This is a genomic window from Natronoarchaeum rubrum (genome assembly GCF_024494695.1).
On record NZ_JANHDP010000008.1, the window covers coordinates 85952 to 102484 of the forward strand.

14 protein-coding genes and 2 tRNA genes are annotated in these 16533 nt (G+C 66.7%); 9 read left to right on the top strand and 7 right to left on the bottom strand.

From position 1 onward, the window contains the following. The 3 genes from NO931_RS18510 to NO931_RS18520 form a co-directional block, all read right to left on the bottom strand. On the bottom strand, positions 1 to 1302 hold the full coding sequence (locus NO931_RS18510) for a DNA double-strand break repair nuclease NurA (protein ID WP_256393847.1): 1302 nt from the start codon (positions 1300 to 1302) through the stop codon (positions 1 to 3). Positions 1303 to 1403: 101 nt separating this feature from the next. Continuing rightward, entirely contained in the window at positions 1404 to 2465 is a 1062-nt protein-coding gene (locus NO931_RS18515; protein ID WP_256393848.1) for a DUF7973 family transport facilitator, read from the bottom strand. A 7-nt stretch (positions 2466 to 2472) separates the two neighbouring features. After that, a complete protein-coding gene (locus NO931_RS18520) occupies positions 2473 to 2904 on the bottom strand; it encodes an arsenate-mycothiol transferase ArsC (protein ID WP_256393849.1) in 432 nt (143 codons plus the stop codon). Positions 2905 to 3063: 159 nt separating this feature from the next. Here NO931_RS18520 and gpmI point away from each other — a divergent pair, with 159 nt between their 5' ends. Next, entirely contained in the window at positions 3064 to 4578 is a 1515-nt protein-coding gene (gpmI, locus tag NO931_RS18525) for a 2,3-bisphosphoglycerate-independent phosphoglycerate mutase (protein ID WP_256393850.1), read from the top strand. A 12-nt stretch (positions 4579 to 4590) separates the two neighbouring features. Here the strand turns inward: gpmI and NO931_RS18530 are convergent, their stop codons facing one another. Beyond that, a complete protein-coding gene (locus NO931_RS18530) occupies positions 4591 to 5025 on the bottom strand; it encodes a hypothetical protein (protein WP_256393851.1) in 435 nt (144 codons plus the stop codon). A 144-nt stretch (positions 5026 to 5169) separates the two neighbouring features. On the opposite strand from NO931_RS18530, the gene NO931_RS18535 reads away from it, so the two are divergent. Next, on the top strand, positions 5170 to 5883 hold the full coding sequence (locus tag NO931_RS18535; RefSeq protein ID WP_256393852.1) for a hypothetical protein: 714 nt from the start codon (positions 5170 to 5172) through the stop codon (positions 5881 to 5883). Positions 5884 to 5943: 60 nt separating this feature from the next. Here the strand turns inward: NO931_RS18535 and NO931_RS18540 are convergent, their stop codons facing one another. Next, positions 5944 to 6234: a translation initiation factor gene (locus tag NO931_RS18540; protein WP_256393853.1), complete on the bottom strand. Its 291-nt coding sequence runs from the start codon at positions 6232 to 6234 to the stop codon at positions 5944 to 5946. A 434-nt stretch (positions 6235 to 6668) separates the two neighbouring features. Then, positions 6669 to 6741, bottom strand: a tRNA-Asp gene (locus NO931_RS18545). 118 nt (positions 6742 to 6859) lie between these two features. Here NO931_RS18545 and NO931_RS18550 point away from each other — a divergent pair. Further along, complete coding sequence (locus NO931_RS18550; protein WP_256393854.1) at positions 6860 to 7246, top strand: PPOX class F420-dependent oxidoreductase; 387 nt, start codon at positions 6860 to 6862, stop codon at positions 7244 to 7246. A gap of 68 nt (positions 7247 to 7314) precedes the next feature. Further along, positions 7315 to 7932, top strand: a complete 618-nt coding sequence (locus NO931_RS18555) for a VOC family protein (protein WP_256393855.1) — start codon at positions 7315 to 7317, stop codon at positions 7930 to 7932. Between the two features lie 420 nt (positions 7933 to 8352). Here the strand turns inward: NO931_RS18555 and NO931_RS18560 are convergent. Beyond that, positions 8353 to 8425 (bottom strand) — tRNA-Asp (locus NO931_RS18560). 306 nt (positions 8426 to 8731) lie between these two features. Here NO931_RS18560 and NO931_RS18565 point away from each other — a divergent pair. Genes NO931_RS18565 through rpoA2 form a run of 5 tightly spaced genes read left to right on the top strand, consistent with a single transcriptional unit; the run spans position 8732 to position 16514 of the window. Next, positions 8732 to 8959, top strand: coding sequence for a DNA-directed RNA polymerase subunit H (locus tag NO931_RS18565; RefSeq protein ID WP_256393856.1), 228 nt, complete (start codon positions 8732 to 8734; stop codon positions 8957 to 8959). Next, on the top strand, positions 8959 to 10527 hold the full coding sequence (locus NO931_RS18570) for a DNA-directed RNA polymerase subunit B'' (protein ID WP_256393857.1): 1569 nt from the start codon (positions 8959 to 8961) through the stop codon (positions 10525 to 10527). The genes NO931_RS18565 and NO931_RS18570 overlap by 1 nt, the downstream gene beginning before the upstream one ends. 1 nt (position 10528) lies before the next feature. Continuing rightward, complete coding sequence (gene rpoB, locus NO931_RS18575; RefSeq protein WP_256393858.1) at positions 10529 to 12361, top strand: DNA-directed RNA polymerase subunit B; 1833 nt, start codon at positions 10529 to 10531, stop codon at positions 12359 to 12361. 3 nt (positions 12362 to 12364) lie between these two features. Continuing rightward, a complete protein-coding gene (locus NO931_RS18580) occupies positions 12365 to 15322 on the top strand; it encodes a DNA-directed RNA polymerase subunit A' (protein WP_256393859.1) in 2958 nt (985 codons plus the stop codon). Beyond that, complete coding sequence (gene rpoA2, locus NO931_RS18585; RefSeq protein ID WP_256393860.1) at positions 15315 to 16514, top strand: DNA-directed RNA polymerase subunit A''; 1200 nt, start codon at positions 15315 to 15317, stop codon at positions 16512 to 16514. Before NO931_RS18580 ends, rpoA2 begins: the two co-directional genes overlap by 8 nt. The last annotated feature ends 19 nt before the right edge of the window (positions 16515 to 16533 follow it).

The window sequence follows — 16533 nt, forward strand, 5'->3', positions numbered from 1 at the left end:
TCAGAACAGTTCGTCCGAACCGCCGTCGCCGGTCCACCGACGGTCGTCGTAGCTCCGCATCCGGTCGGTCGTGAACGTCGCCTCCAATTCTTTGCGCAGCGACTCGGTGCCGTCGGCGCTGATCCGGGCCAGCTCGTCGGCCTTCTGAACCGCCAGCGGCGGGCCGCGCTCGGCGGCGACATCCCGAAGTAGTTGCATCGTCAGCCGCTCCCGGCACTCCTCGTCTTTCGTGAAGGCGTACGGTGCCTCGACGCGGTACAGCAGGTCGTCCCGAGGATCGTAGATCGGGAGGAAGGTGACCTCGTAGTCCTCGGCGGGGAGCGAGCGCTCGACGCCGAACGCGTCGCCGTCCGCCGATAGCAGCCGGTCGGCGCCGCCGCGCGACCGGAACCAGTTGGTGAAGGTGAGCGCGTCGGTCCGGCGCTCGCGCTCGCGGTACTGCTCGCCGTCGGCGTCGACCCGGTCGGAGAACTCGACCTGTTCGAGCAGCTTGGTGAAGAATGCGGTGTCGTTGACCCACGGCGCCTCTCGGCCGGAGGCTCGGAGCGCCCGGGTGACAGCCTTTGTCGAGGGATTCTTGACGAATCCGATCAGCGGAACGTCCCGCTCGGCGAAGGTTTCGACCAGCTCGACGTAGTTTTCGATCACGTCGCGGGGCTCCTGCTCGTCGTACAGCAGGTTGGCGAGCTCGGGCGCGCGGTCGGCCCAGTTGAGCATCCCCTTGGGGTAGATCGGCCCGTCGAGGACGAACAGATCGGAGACGGCGTCGGCGTGCTCGATGGCGTGGTGGCTCTCGGCGAGGTACAGCGCGAGTTCGTGAACGACGCTCTCCTCGAAGCTCGACACGCGAGGGGCCTGTAGCATCCGCCGGTCGGTGTGGCCCTCGTCCCACTTCGTCCAGCCGTCGTCGAGATCGACCGCCGCGTCGTTGGTGTGGGCCGTGATCACGACGGTCCGATCCCGGTGGAGTTCCAGATCGGAGGGCGTCGACGCCATCGCTGCCTGCGCGACGTCTAACACGAGTCCGTTTTTGAACGACGTCGGGTTGATCGTTCCCGAGTCCAGCCCGTGACAGGAGGGGTACTCCGCCTCCCGTAGTGCGACGTCCTCGACGTCGACCTGACAGCGGCGTTGCTCGCCGAGCGGGCAGAGCACGGTCCGACCGTCGTCGTCGATCAGGGGGTCGAGAAACTCCTCCCAGACGGTCTCGACGAACTCGACCTGATCCGTCTCGTCGACCGATCGAGAGATTCGGCGGGCGAGCTGAGTGATTCCCTCGAAGTGAACCGGGTCGAGCGTCACGTCCCGACCCATCCGAGGCGACCGAGATAAATCCCGTTGCTTGCAGGACGGTATCGAGTAGGTTTCGGGTGCTTCGCGCACACCGCTCCGCGCGGCGACCGTCAGGGGGTCGGCACCCAGACCGCGCTGTCGAGGACGCCGGCCATCGCGAGCAGGCCGATCGACAGCGACGTGAGGACGATACTCGCCGCCGGCGGGTCGAGGTGCGTCTCGGCGTGGGCGAACAGGAGGCGTTGGGAGAGTTCGCCCGCCAGAGAGCCGACGACGCCAAACGCCGCGCCCGCGAGCAGTGCCTGCCAGAGCGGGATCGCGGTAGCGACCGCCTCCGGAGCCAGACCGGCGGACGGAGCGCCCGCGAGTGCGAGAACGCCGGTGCTCGCGGGGAGCGAGATGTGGTGGGTGACGGGGATCTCGGGAACGCCGGCGCAGAGAAAGACGAGGCCAACGACGCTGATGCCGAACGCGAGGAACGCGCTTCCGGTCAGGTACGCCAGATAGCCGCCGAGAACGCCGACGACCGCGCCGAGCGCCGTCACGTCCCGCGACCGGCACTGGTAGGGAAGCCAGACGTCGACGCCGCGGCCGCCGTCGGCAGACGCCGCGGTGTCCTCGGTATCGACCGTGCGGTCCGGCCTCACGTCGAGACGGTCCCGCAGCCGACCGCGACCCGTGGCGACGGCGCCGACGACGCTGTAGCCGAACGCGAGGCGGTGGGTGAGAGCCGAGAGGACGACACCGAGCGCGACGGGGTCGGTCGGCAGGGCGAGGGCGGTCGACACCGACGCGACAGCGTAGCCGAGCGCGCCGAACGCACCGCCGACCGCGAGCACGTCGGCGCGGCCGCCGAACCCGCGTGTGATGCGCTTAGCGGGGTAGCTCTCGCCGTCGGCGTCGAGATACCCTGCCTGCGCGGCGTACGCGACCGCCGCGGCGCCCCCGCCGAACGCGACGTGCGGGCCGAGCACGACGCCGAAGCCGACGGCGCCGGTGAGATCTACCGCCAGCGGGTCCACCCCCGCCGTGCGGTGGACCAGCGCGTACAGTTCCCCCAGAACGACGACGAAGCCGGCCAGCACGAACGACTGGAGCGCGCCGATCGCGGCGCCGAACGCACCGCCAGCGAACGCTGCGACCAGCAGTTCCAGCGACAGAAGGTTCGACATCGGGCGGTTACTCGTCGAGCAGTTCGTCGAACAACTCGTGGACGCGCAGTTCGATCTCGTCGCGGATCTCGCGAACGGCGTCGAGCCCCTGCCCGTCGGGGTCGTCGAGCCCCCAGTCGCGGTTCTCCCCGTTCCAGGTCGCCGGACAGACGTCTTGTGCCGAACAACCCATCGTGATCACGTAGTCGACGGCCTGCAGTTCGTCGGGCGTCACCTCGCGGGGCGTCCGGTCGGCGAGGTCGAAGCTAGCCTCGTCCATCACCGTCACGACCTCTTCGTGGACGTGATCCGCGGGCTGGGTGCCGCCGGTCGTGATCTCGATCCGATCGTCGGCGTCCCGGTGGTCGCGCTCGCGTTCGGCGAAGGCGGTCGCCATCTGGGATCGTCCGGCGTTCTGAACGCAGACGAACGCGACGCGGATCGGGTCGGAGTCGGTCATCGACCGGACGTTCGGATACGCGCGGTATAAGCGTTCTCTCACCCGTCTACGTGCGGGTGCAGTTCACGTACGGACCGCTCCCGACCGCTCCGGACGGGCGGGACGACAGCGCGGCGCCGAGGCGAAGAGTAGTTACAATCCCGGTACGACCTGTCACGTATGGACGCCGCGATCGTGATACTCGACGGCTGGGGCATCGCAGAGCACGACCGACTGAACGCGGTCGAGGCCGCGGCGACGCCGAACTTCGATCGGCTGGCCGCGGCGGGCGCGTACGGGGAACTGAACGTTACCGGCCGCCGCGTCGGGCTGCCGGACGGCCAGATGGGCAACAGCGAGGTCGGCCACCTCAACATCGGCGCCGGGCGCGTCGTCTACCAGGAGTACACCCGGATCAACGACGCCATCGAGGACGGCTCGTTCCAGACCAACGAGGCGATCCAGGCCGCGTTCGACCACGCCGACGAGAACGACGGCACGGTCCACTTCATGGGGCTGGTCAGCGACGGCGGGGTCCACTCCTCCCAGGAACACCTCCACGCGCTGATCGGGATGGCCGCCGAGCGCGGCGTCGACGCCGTCACCCACGCGTTTACCGACGGCCGAGACACCGCACCCCACGGCGGAGAGGGGTATCTGGAGGAACTCGAAGCCGTCGTCGAAGAGCAGGGCACCGGCGACGTCGCGACGGTGACCGGGAGGTACTACGCGATGGACCGCGACCAGAACTGGGAGCGCACGGAGCGGGCGTACGACGCCATCGTGAACCGCGAGTGCGACCACGAGGCGTCGTCGGCCGTCGCGGCCGTACAGGAGTCCTACGAGCGCGACACGACCGACGAGTTCGTCGAGCCGACCTGCATCGAGGGCGGGCCCGCGCTGGAGGACGGCGACGGCGTCGTGTTCTTCAACTTCCGATCGGATCGCGCCCGCCAGCTCACCCGCATGCTCGCGGACATCCGTCCGGAGTGGGAGTTCGACACGACGCCGCCCGAGACCGAGTTGGTGACGCTGACCCAGTACGACAAGACGTTCGACGTGCCGGTCGCGTTCCCGCCCGAGCAGCCCGCCGACGTGCTCGGCGAGGTGCTGGCCGACGCCGGCAAGACCCAGCTCCGGCTCGCCGAGTCCGAAAAGTACGCCCACGTCACCTACTTCCTCAACGGCGGCCGCGAGGTCGAGTTCGACGGAGAGATCCGAAAGATCGTCGAGAGCCCCGACGTTCCGACCTACGACGAGACGCCGGCGATGAGCGCTCCCGAAGTGACCGACACCGCGATCGACGTGATCGAGCGCGAGGACCCCGACGCGATGGTCCTCAACTACGCGAACCCCGACATGGTCGGCCACACGGGCGACTACGACGCCGCGGTCGCCGCGGTCGAGGCCGTCGACGAGCAGCTCGGCTTCCTCGTCGAGGCGCTGCAGGCCGCCGGCGCGCACGTGCTGATCACCGCCGACCACGGCAACGCCGACGACATGGGGACGCCCGACGATCCCCACACCGCCCACACGTACAACGAAGTGCCGTTCATCTACGTCTCGCCCGACGGAACCGGCGCCGACAAAAGTGTTCGCTCCGGCGGGTCGCTCTGTGATCTCGCGCCGACGATGCTCGATCTGATGAATGTCGAGCGGCCCGAGCTGATGACCGGCGAGAATCTGCTGGAGTAGGAGCGGCGATCCTTACTGCACCGACAGCTCAGCGTCGGAGTCCGGGATTCCGTCGGCGTCGGGCAACACGAACCGGAGCACGAGGAACGCGAGCGCAGCGTAGCCCAGCGCGATCGCGAGCGGGACGGCCGACGACTCGACGACGAACCGGGCCGCGAGTCCGATGATCGCGGCGCTGCTCAGGGCGGCGCCCAGGGCGCCGCTGTGGACGGTTCCGGCGGCAGGTAGCGCGCCGGGATCGATATCTCCCTCCTGAATCGCGCCGAACGAGAGGATGTACGGGACGAACAGCGCCCCGCCGGCGGCGGAGACGATTCCGAGACCAGCGGCGAACGCCGGATTCTCGAACAGCACGAACGCCACCGCGCCGAGCGCGATCCCCTCCCCGGCGCCGATGGCGGTGCCGATCAAGGGCAGCGGCGGAGCCGAATCGTCATTCGATTCCATGCGGCGACGGTTCGCATCTGTCGGACAAATATGTTTAGGTTCGAACGTATCACTCTACGAGCGGTGCCCCGGTGCGTCGCACGCTCGACCGCCGCAGTCGGCCCACGCCCGACTTTCTTCATCCGGGTCGTGGAAGCGTGACGCGTGACCCCGGACGACCAGTCTCTGGGCGACGACGAGTTGCTCGCGGTGATCGCCCGGAGCGACGCCGACGCCGTGCTGGATCGCGACGTGGCCGATCAGGTCCCCGCGCCGGTCGAGACCGTGCAGGATCGCCTGGAGGACCTCTACGAGCGCGGCGAGCTCGAACTCGCCGAGGAGGACACTCGCGGGCGGACCTGGCGCCTCGACGAGAGCGTCGATCCCGAGAGCCTCCCGACGGAGAGCGAAACCGAGACCGACGTTGAGAGCCAGGCTCGGGGCGACGACCTGACTGAGGCGCCGCCCGACCACGCCGAGACGGCGCCCGAGCCCGAGAACCGCCCCGAGGAGCCGGTGCCGGTCGACGCCGACGTGGCGGACGCCGATGAGCAAAGCTCATCGAGCCCTGACTCGACTACGTCTCGTCAGGACGCGCTCGACGCTCTCGACCTTCCGGGTGATCCGACCGAAGTTGAACGCCGCCGCGAGGCCGTCCGGACAGCGTACCTCTACCTGCGCAAGCGCGGCCGGGCAGACCGCGAGGCCTTCGTCGCGGACGTCCACCCGGAGGCGCCCGGCGAGTACGCCGACCCTGACGAGGGGTGGTGGAACGACGTGATCCGGCCGGGGCTCGAACGGCTTCCCGACGTCGAGCACGACGCCGATGCCGATGCCGATGCGTGGACGTACACCGGCGATCCGGACGACCGACCGTAGCAAGCGCTCACCGTCAGTCGCCGCAGAAAACTGAACGCGAGGCAACCACCGGGTCGAACGCTACTCGACCTGGTAGCCCTCGTCTTCGAGCAGGTCCCGCACGCGGTCCACGTGATCACCCTGGAGTTCGATCGCTCGCTCCTTCGTCGTCCCGCCGGTCCCCATCGCCGATTTTAGCTTCGAGGCGAGTTCGTCGACGTCAGTCCCGCCCTCGAACCCCTCGATGATGGTCACGGGCTTGTCGTAACGGCGGCTTTCGGTCCGGACCGTCAACCGCTGGGACGCGCGGTCCAGATCGGCGGTCGGGTCCTCCGGAACGTCGAGGTTTTCGAATGGATCGTCCTCTGGCACTACGTGTATCTCCGCGCCGAGAACCCAAGAAGGCTGGTATCAGGGACCGAGAAGGCTCGGCGCGCTGGTAGCTTGTTGAACGGCGACATTGCGTCGCTCGGCGACGAGACGCCTCGCTGGAGACTGGAAATCAGAGAAGCGCCCGAGGCGGGAGTGAGAGGTCCGGAGAACCTCGAACATCGGAGCGGCTTCGCCGCTTCGGGAGTGAGTCGAGCGAAGCGAGATGAACATTGCCGGACACGGTGTCCGGCGGGACCGAGCGAATCCAAAGGATTCGCGAGGGTCGGAGCGGCTTTGCCGCTCCGGGATTTGAACCCGGTGCAAGACTCGCTTCGCTCGTCTTGCGTGGTTCAAATCCCTTCGTCACCGCTTACAGAGTCCCAGCGCGTCGCTCGGCGACGAGACGCCTCGCTGGAGACTGGAAATCAGAGAAGCGCCCGAGGCGGGATTTGAACCCGCGTCACGACCGTGACAGGGTCGTATGATGGGCCACTACACCACCCGGGCTGACTACACTCTTCGTTCCGGGGGCGTACTCTTAAGCCTCTCGAATCGGGACGGCCCTGCCAACGAGTCTCGCGACTTCGGACCAACGCACAAGTCTGCGGCTCTCGACGCCAAAGATATGGCCTCGATCCCCGAAGACGACCGCGATCTGTTCGAGAAGAAGACGTTCGCGCACGTCGCGACGATGCTGCCCGACGGCATGCCACACGTCACGCCGGTCTGGATCGGCTACGACGCCGACGAGAACCGGCTGCTGGTCAACACCGAGCGCCACCGGCGGAAAGCCAAGAACGTCGAGAACGATCCGCGAGTCGGCGTCAGCATGACCGACCCCGACGATCCGTACCGAGCGCTCTCCGTGGTCGGGGAAGTCGACGAGATCACCACAGAGGGCGCCCGCGAGCACATCGACGAGCTCTCGCAGCGCTACACCGGCGAGGAGTACGCCCCCGAGATCCAGAGCGAGCGCGTGCTGTTGAAGATTCGCCCCGATCGCGTGCTCTGAGCGGGACGGCCCACAGCTCTCCTGCCGGGACGCACAGGGCTTTCCTGCCGGAGTCCGTACGAAGGGGCATGACAGACGACACCCCCGAAGTTACGGCCGAGCGACCGGACAGCGCGTTCCGCGTCACCGGCACCGACCACATTACCCTCATCGGCAGCAACGAGGAGGACACGATCGAGTTCTACCGCGACATGCTGGGAATGGCGCTGGTGCTTCGCCAGCCCAACCTCGACGACCCGAACTCGACGCACCTCTTTTTCGACACCGGCGACGGTCGCATCCTGACGTTCTTCGTGCAGGAGGACCGCCAGTCGAACCCCCAGCCCCACCGCCACCGCGTCGGATCAGTACACCACCTTTCGTTTTCGATCGCCGCCGAGGATTTCGTCGACATCAAAGAGTCGCTCGAAGCGGCCGGCCACGGGTTCAACGAGTTCGACCGCGGCATCTTCCACTCGCTGTACACCCGCGATCACAACGGGCTGACCATCGAGCTTTCCGCGGACAAGTTCGACGTGCCCGACGACCGACGCGGCGAAGTGCTCGCGACGGCCCAGAAGCTGCGCGTGGAGGACGGCTCCGAGTTCGCCGAGGAGCGGCATCTGGAGGCCGCGCTCGAAGAACTGGGGATCGACGCCGAAAAGTACGAGCTGCCGGACGCCGACAGCGGCGTCGGCGGCGTCTGATCGGCGGGACGCCGCGCTTCGGTTTCTCGCAGCTTGCAGGATTTCGATCGACGACGAGACGCCTCGCTGGAGAATGTGAGTTCCGAAGAACGCCCGAGGCGGGACTGAGCGAACGCCTCGCGTTCGCGAAGGTCGGAGCGGCTTTGCCGCTCCGGGATTTGAACCCGGTGCAAGACTCGCTTCGCTCGTCTTGCGTGGTTCAAAACCCTTCTGAGGAGTATTTGCGGCTCACGGTGTGACGAGCACACGCTACGCGGTGCTCGCCGAAGTTGTTCGCCGCAAAAGTACGCCCGAGGCGGGATTTGAACCACAGTCGCAGCACAGCTGCTCCCTGCTTCAAATCCCTTCGTCACCGCTTACAGATTTCCAGCGCGTCGCTCGGCGACGAGACGCCTCGCTGGAGACTGGAAATCAGAGAAGCGCCCGAGGCGGGATTTGAACCCGCGTCACGACCGTGACAGGGTCGTATGATGGGCCACTACACCACCCGGGCCGTCGAACGCATCCTATCGTTTCCGGGTCCGCATATTAAGACTTTCCAAACGAAGGACGTGTGCCAGACAGCACCGCGGCGTCGGGGTCCGTGACAGCTCGCCCCAAACTCTTTAACCAGCCGTCGCGTAGGTCCGCTCACTGACACACGCTACGCCCTCTCAGTTCGGCCCCGTTCGCCCCGGCCCCCGTGGGCCTCGTTAGTTATAAATCCCACCCTACTTGGCAAGCCTTAAATGCCCGCCCGCGCTAGCAGCCTGTAGTATCTCGTGACAGCCGCTTCTCCCTTCGGTAAGACCCCCAACACATGGTAGACGTAAGCCAACACGAACTGGTTCCGGAGCACACAGTCGTCGACGACGAGGCGCTCGACGCCGTGCTCGAGGAGTACAACATCGGCCGAACAGATTTGCCGAAAATCAAGCGCGCGGACCCCGCGCTGCCGGACGACGCCGAAGTCGGGGACGTCGTCAAGATCGTTCGAGACTCGCGAACGACCGACCGCGCCGTCACATACCGACTGGTGGTTGAGTAATGAACACAGAAGACAGACGAGAGATTTCGCGGGAGTATTTCGGGAAGGACCGACTCGCAGAACATCACTACCGCTCGTTCAACGCGTTCCTCGACCGAGGGATGCAGGAGGTCGTCGACGAGAAGGAGACGATCGACACCGACATCGGCGACAAGGAGGGCGAGGAGCCCGTCCACGTCGAACTCGGCGACGTTCGGATCGTGACCCCCCGCGTCCGCGAGGCCGACGGGAGCGAAGAACTGCTCTACCCTCAGGAGGCGCGCCTGCGCAACATCACCTACTCGGCGCCCGTCTTCATGGAGATGGAGATCGTGAAGGGCGACCCCGAAGAGGGCGAGGACCGGGTCGTCGACAGCACCGAGACGAAGGTCGGCCGGATGCCGATCATGGTCGGCTCGGACAAGTGTAACATCGCCGGCTTCGACGACGACGAACTCATCGAGATCGGCGAGGACCCCGCCGACCCCGGCGGCTACTTCATCGTCAACGGGTCCGAGCGCGTGCTGATGACCAGCGAGGACCTCGCGCCGAACAAGATCCTCGCGGAGTACGACAGCAAGTACGGCGACGAGATTCAGGTCGCCAAGACGTTCAGCCAGCGCCGGGGGTATCGTGCGCTGGTGCTCGTCGAGCGCACCCGCGACGGCCTGCTCGAAGTGTCGTTCCCCTCGGTGTCGGGGAGCGTCAACTTCGTCACGCTCGTCCGTGCGCTCGGCCTCGAATCCGACGAGGAGATCGTCCACCGCGTCTCGGACGACCCCGAGATCGTGAAGTTCATGCTGGAAAATCTGGAGGCCGCCGAGGTCCAGACGACCGAGGAAGCCATCGAGACGCTGGGCGAGCGCGTCGCCTCCGGCCAGGGGAAGAACTACCAGCTCAAGCGCGCCAACTACGTCATCGACCGGTACCTCCTGCCGCACCTCCACGAGGACGGCGTCGACGAGGAAGACGTCCGGATCAACAAGGCCTACTACCTCTGCCGGATGGCCGAGGCCTGTTTCGAGCTCGCGCTCGGCCGGCGCGAGTCCGACGACAAGGACCACTACGCGAACAAGCGTCTGAAGGTCAGCGGCGACCTCATGAAGGACCTGTTCCGGACTGCGCTGAACAAGCTGGCCCGCGACGTGAAGTACCAGCTCGAGCGCGCCAACATGCGGAACCGGCAGCTCTCGGTCAACACGGTCGTCCGCTCGGACGTCCTGACCGAGCGACTCGAACACCCGATCGCGACGGGCAACTGGGTCGGCGGCCGCTCGGGCGTCTCCCAGCTGGTCGACCGTACCGACTTCATGGGCGTTCTGTCGCACCTGCGGCGCCTGCGCAGCCCGCTCTCGCGCAGCCAGCCCCACTTCGAGGCGCGGGACCTGCACGCCACGCAGTGGGGACGGATCTGTCCGTCCGAGACGCCGGAGGGACCGAACTGTGGCCTCGTGAAGAACTTCGCGCAGGCGATGGAGCTGTCCCAGAACGTCGAGGACGAACGCGAGCTCAAGCGCGAGCTGGCGTCGATGGGCGTCGAGGGCATCCCCGGCATCGAGGGCGTCGAGCGAACGGCGGAGGGAGACTAACATGAGCCAGCAACAACAGCGAGAAGCCAAAGTATACGTCAACGGTAGCCTGGTCGGCACGCATCCCGACCCCGAACAGCTCGCAGAGCAGATCCGCGAGGCGCGACGCCGCGGCGAGGTCAGCGACATGGTCAACGTCTCGGTCGACGAGCGCACGCGCGAGGTCATCGTCAACGCCGACGCCGGCCGCGCGCGCCGCCCGCTGCTGGTCGTCGAGGACGGCGACACCCTCATCAGCGACGAGGAGGTCGACGCCGTCGAGTCCGGCGAACTGGAGTTCGACGACCTCGTCGAGATGGGGTACGTCGAGTTCATCGACGCCGAGGAGGAAGGCGACATCTACGTCGCCGTCGACGAGGACGACCTCGAAGACGATCACACCCACATGGAGATCGACCCGCAGCTGATCTTCGGGATCGGCGCGGGGATGATCCCCTACCCCGAGCACAACGCCTCGCCGCGCATTACGATGGGCGCGGGGATGATCAAGCAGTCGCTCGGTCTGCCGGCCGCGAACTACCGCATTCGCCCGGACACGCGCCAGCACCTGCTGCACTACCCCCAGCTCTCGATGGTCAAGACTCAGACTACCGAGCAGATCGGTTACGACGACCGCCCGGCGGCGCAGAACTTCGTCGTCGCGGTCATGTCCTACGAGGGGTTCAACATCGAGGACGCGCTGGTCATGAACGGCGGCTCGGTCGACCGGGCGCTCGCCCGTTCGCACTTCTTCCGCACCTACGAGGGCGAGGAGCGACGCTACCCCGGCGGCCAGGAGGATCGCTTCGAGATTCCCGATCAGGACGTTCGCGGCGCCCGCGGCGAGGACGCCTACACGCACCTCGACGACGACGGGCTGGTCAACCCCGAGACGCGAGTCGACGAGAACTCCGTCCTGCTGGGCAAGACGAGCCCGCCCCGGTTCCTCGAGGAGCCGGACGACATGGGCGGCCTCTCGCCCCAGAAGCGCCGCGAGACCAGCGTCACGATGCGCTCGGGCGAGAGCGGCATCGTCGACACGGTCACGCTGATGGAGGGCGAGGACGGCTCGAAGCTCTCGAAGGTCTCGGTGCGCGACGAGCGCATCCCCGAACTCGGCGACAAGTTCGCCAGCCGACACGGCCAGAAGGGCGTCGTCGGCCACATCGCGCCCCAGGAAGACATGCCGTTCACCCAGGAGGGCGTCGTGCCCGACCTGATCGTCAACCCCCACGCCCTGCCCTCGCGGATGACCGTCGGCCACATCCTCGAGATGATCGGCGGAAAGGTCGGCGCCCTCGAAGGACGCCGCGTCGACGGGACGCCGTTTACCGGCGAGGACGAACACGAACTCCGCGGATCGCTCGAGGACCACGGGTTCAAGTCCTCGGGCAAGGAGATCATGTACTCGGGCGTCACCGGCGAGAAGATCGAGGCCGAGATCTTCGTCGGCACTATCTTCTACCAGAAGCTCTACCACATGGTCTCGAACAAGCTGCACGCCCGCTCGCGCGGTCCCGTGCAGGTGCTGACCCGCCAGCCGACCGAGGGGCGCGCCCGCGAGGGTGGGCTCCGCGTCGGCGAGATGGAACGGGACGTGCTGATCGGCCACGGCGCCGCGATGGCGCTGAAGGAACGCCTGCTCGACGAGTCCGACCGCGAGTTCATCCACGTCTGCGGCCAGTGTGGGATGAGCGCCGTCGAGAACGTCGAACAACAGCGCGTCTACTGCCCGAACTGCGACGAGGAAACCGACATCCACGAGATCGAGATGAGCTACGCGTTCAAGCTTCTGCTCGACGAGATGAAGGCGCTGGGTATCGCCCCCCGACTCGAACTCAAGGACGCCGTCTAAATCATGCCAGCAAACACCACACCCAAGGAGATCGGAACAATCAGCTTCGGGCTGATGGACCCGGAGGAGTACCGGGAGATGAGCGCGACGAAGATCATCACCGCGGACACGTACGACGACGACGGGTTCCCCATCGACATGGGGTTGATGGACCCCCGCCTCGGCGTCATCGACCCCGGCCTGGAGTGCAAGACCTGCGGCCAGCACTCGGGCTCGTGTAACGGCCACTTCGGCCACATCGAGCTCGCCGCGCCCGTCATCCACGTCGGATTCACCAAGCTCATCCGCCGCCTGCTTCGTGGCACCTGTCGGGACTGCTCCCGGCTCTGTCTCGACGAGCAGGAGCGCGAGGAGTTCCGCGAGCAACTCGAGACGACCGAGAATCTCGGCGAGGACGTCAACGACGTCACGAAGGCCGCCATCCGACAGGCCCGAAAGAAGGATATCTGTCCGTTCTGCGGCGGCCAGCAGTACGACATCAACCACGAGAAGCCCACGACCTACTACGAGGTCCAGCAGGTGCTGTCCAGCGAGTACGCAGAACTGATCAGCGCCGCGATGCAGGGCGACGAGGAAGAGGAGCGCGAGCCGACCGCGCCCCCGGAGCTGGCCGAGGAGACCGGGATCGACCTCTCGCGGGTCAACGAGATCCTCAGCGGCGAGTTCCGCCCGCGCGAGGACGACCGGAAGGCCATCGAGAAGGCCCTGGACATCGACCTGACCGAGGAGGACATGAACAAGCTGATGCCCAGCGACATCCGGGACTGGTTCGAGGACATCCCGGACGAGGACATCGAGGTGCTGGGGATCAACGCCGACCGCTCGCGCCCCGAGTGGATGATCCTCACCGTGCTGCCGGTTCCGCCGGTCACCGCGCGACCGTCGATCACGCTCGACAACGGCCAGCGCTCGGAGGACGACCTGACCCACAAGCTGGTCGACATCATCCGGATCAACCAGCGGTTCATGGAGAACCGCGAGGCCGGCGCGCCCCAGCTGATCATCGAGGACCTCTGGGAGCTCCTGCAGTACCACGTCACCACGTTCATGGACAACGAGATCAGCGGGACGCCGCCGGCCCGACACCGCTCCGGCCGCCCGCTGAAGACGCTGTCCCAGCGCCTGAAGGGCAAGGAAGGTCGCTTCCGCGGCTCCCTGTCCGGGAAGCGCGTTAACTTCTCGGCGCGTACCGTCATCTCGCCCGACCCGACGCTCTCGCTCAACGAGGTCGGCGTCCCCGACCGGGTCGCCAAGGAGATGACACAGACGATGAACGTCACCGATCGGAACCTCCGGGACGCCCGACGCTACGTCTCGAACGGGCCCGAGGCTCATCCGGGCGCCAACTACGTCAAGCGCCCCGACGGGCGCCGGCTGAAGGTGACCGAGAAGAACTGCGAGGAGCTGGCCGAGAAGGTCCAGCCCGGCTGGGAGGTCAACCGCCACATGATCGACGGCGACATCATCATCTTCAACCGGCAGCCGTCGCTCCACCGGATGTCGATCATGGCCCACGAGGTCGTCGTGATGCCGTACAAGACGTTCCGGCTGAACACGACGGTCTGCCCGCCGTACAACGCCGACTTCGACGGCGACGAGATGAACATGCACGCGCTGCAGAACGAGGAAGCCCGGGCGGAGGCCCGCGTGCTGATGCGCGTCCAGGAGCAGATCCTCTCGCCGCGCTTCGGTGAGAACATCATCGGCGCCATCCAGGACCACATCAGCGGCACCTACCTGCTGACCAACGAGAACCCGCACTTCAACGAGACGCAGGCGCTGGACCTGCTGCGGGCGACCCACGTCGACGAGCTGCCGGAACCGACCGGCGAGGACGACGGCACGCCGTACTGGACGGGGCGACAGATCTTCTCGGAGCTGCTGCCCGACGACCTCGATCTGGAGTTCACGTCCTCGGCCGGCGACACGGTCGTCATCGAGGACGGCCAGCTGACCGACGGCACCATCGACGAGGACGGCGTCGGCGCGTTCGGCGGCGAGATCGTCGACACGATCACGAAGGTGTACGGCGAGACGCGCTCGCGGCAGTTCATCAACGAGGTCGCCGCGCTGGCGATGCGCTCGATCATGCACTTCGGATTCTCGATCGCCATCGACGACGAGACCGTCTCGCAGGAAGCCCGCGACCGGATCAGCGAGACGATCGACGACGCCTACGACCGGGTCGAGGAGCTCATCGACACCTACGAGGCCGGCGAGCTCGAGTCGCTGCCCGGTCGGACGGTTCACGAGACCCTCGAGATGAAGATCATGCAGACGCTCGGCAAGGCGCGTGACAACGCCGGGGACATCGCCGAAGAGCACTTCGACGACGACAACCCCGCCGTCGTCATGGCCGAGTCCGGCGCCCGCGGGTCGATGCTGAACCTGACCCAGATGGCCGGCTGCGTCGGCCAGCAGGCGGTTCGGGGCGAACGCATCAACCGCGGTTACGAGGACCGGACGCTCAGCCACTACAAGCCCGACGACCTCAGCGCCGACGCCCACGGGTTCGTCGAGCACTCCTACACGGAGGGGCTCGAACCGCGGGAGTTCTTCTTCCACGCGATGGGCGGCCGCGAGGGGCTGGTCGACACGGCGGTCCGGACCTCGAAGTCCGGCTACCTCCAGCGTCGGCTGATCAACGCGCTGTCGGAACTGGAGACCCAGTACGACGGCACGGTACGAGACACCTCCGACACGATCGTCCAGTTCGAGTTCGGCGAGGACGGCACCAGCCCGGTGCAGGTGTCTTCCAGCGAGGACAATCCGGTCGACGTCGAGGAGATCGCGGGGCAGGTTCTCGACGCCGAGTTCGAGAGCGAGGCCGAGCGCCGCGAGTTCCTGGAGCGAACCGAACCCGCGACGAACCTCTCGGAGCACGCCGACTCCCGGCGTATGGACGAGGAGCCGCCCGCAGTCCAGGAGGCCGTCCCCGCTCCGGAGGTGGACGATGACTAATCCGAACGGTTACGACGTCGGCGAGGACGTCGAGGCCGTCGTCGAGGACACGGATCTCACCCGCCGACTCAAGGACGAGGTCTACGAGGTGATCGAGGCCCGCGACGGCGTCACCGTCGAGCAGGCCGACGAGATCGCCAAGGCCGTCGAGAACCAGTATCTCGACACCCGCGTCGATCCGCTCGACCCCGTCGGCACGGTCAGTGCCCAGTCGATCGGCGAGCCCGGAACCCAGATGACGATGAACACGTTCCACTACGCGGGCGTCGCGGAGATCGACGTCACGCAGGGGCTGCCGCGGCTGATCGAGCTCGTCGACGCGCGGAAGGAGCCCGACACGCCGATGATGACGGTTCACCTCGACGACGAGTACGCCGACGACCGCGAGAAAGCCCACCAGGTCGTCTGGAATATCGAGGCGACGAAGATCCTCGCGCTCGGCGACGTGTCGACGAACGTCGCGGACATGCAGGTCCGGGTCGACCTCAACGAGGCCACGCTCGAAGAGCGGATGATCGAGCCCGAGGAGATCGCCGAGACGATCCAGTCGTCGCTGGGCGTCGAAGTGCTCCAGAAGGGCGCCGTCATCCAGTTCGGTCCCGAGGAGCCCAGCTACCGCGACCTGCTCCAGCTCGTCGAGGAGCTGCGCGAGATCACGTTCAAGGGGATCGAGGACGTCTCGCGGGTCGTCATCCGCAAGGAGGAGACCGACGACGGCGAGGAGTTCGTCCTCTACACCGAGGGGTCGGCCTTCGGCGACGTGATCGGGATCGAGGGCGTCGACGCCTCCCGAACGACGACGAACAACATCCACGAGGTGTACCGCCAGCTCGGCGTCGAGGCCGCCCGTGAGGCGATCATCAACGAGACGATGGACACCCTCGAGGAGCAGGGGCTCGACGACGTGAACATCCGCCACCTGATGCTGGTCGCCGACATCATGACCAACAAGGGGACGATCGAGTCGATCGGTCGCCACGGGATCTCCGGCAACAAGGACTCGGTGCTGGCCCGAGCGGCGTTCGAGGTCACGGTCAACCACCTGCTCGACGCCGCGATCCACGGCGAGGTCGACGATCTCGACGGCGTCACCGAGAACGTCATCGTCGGGAAACCGATCAAGCTCGGCACCGGCGACGTCGACCTCCGGATGGGGTCGTTCACGCCCGACCTCGAATCGAGCTCCGACTGACATGAGTACCGCTCCGAGC